Annotated in this window: 1 protein-coding gene; it reads left to right on the top strand. The window is 28.7% G+C overall.

Going from position 1 to position 517, the window contains the following annotated elements; genetic code table 11:
* On the top strand, positions 1-517 hold a 517-nt coding region (locus tag GQX97_RS14595; RefSeq protein WP_157152385.1), incomplete at both ends, for a BspA family leucine-rich repeat surface protein.

Below are 517 nucleotides of genomic sequence, written 5' to 3'. Positions count from 1 at the left end.
GATCTCTAAAGTAACAAGTATGAATAATATGTTTGCTTATTGTTCTAATTTTGATCAGCCTTTGGATAATTGGGACGTTTCTAATGTTGAAGACATGTCATTTATGTTTTGCGGTGCCAAAGAGTTTAATCAGCCTTTAAATAGCTGGAACACATCAAAAGTAAAAAATATGAGAGGAATGTTTCAGGAATGTGAATTTTTTAATCAACCTTTGGATAAATGGGATACTTCTAATGTTGAAGATATGTCTAMTATGTTTATTAGGGCAAAAAGATTTAATAAGCCTTTAAATACTTGGAATATAAATAAAGTTAAAGATTTATCAAGTATGTTTGCATATTGTGATGCTTTTAATCAGAATCTTAATGATTGGGACGTTTCTAATGTTACGAATATGGATTCTTTGTTTAGGCAATGTGATAAATTGAATCAGACTTTTGATAAATGGGACACTTCTAATGTTGTAAATATGGAAAAGACATTTTTCTCATGTACTAAATTTAATCAGCCTTTAAAT

Source organism: Brachyspira sp. SAP_772, from assembly GCF_009755885.1.
Lineage (GTDB): Bacteria > Spirochaetota > Brachyspiria > Brachyspirales > Brachyspiraceae > Brachyspira.
Note: the sequence above shows the minus strand (reverse complement) of the source record. Positions and strands in the feature narration are given on the sequence as shown.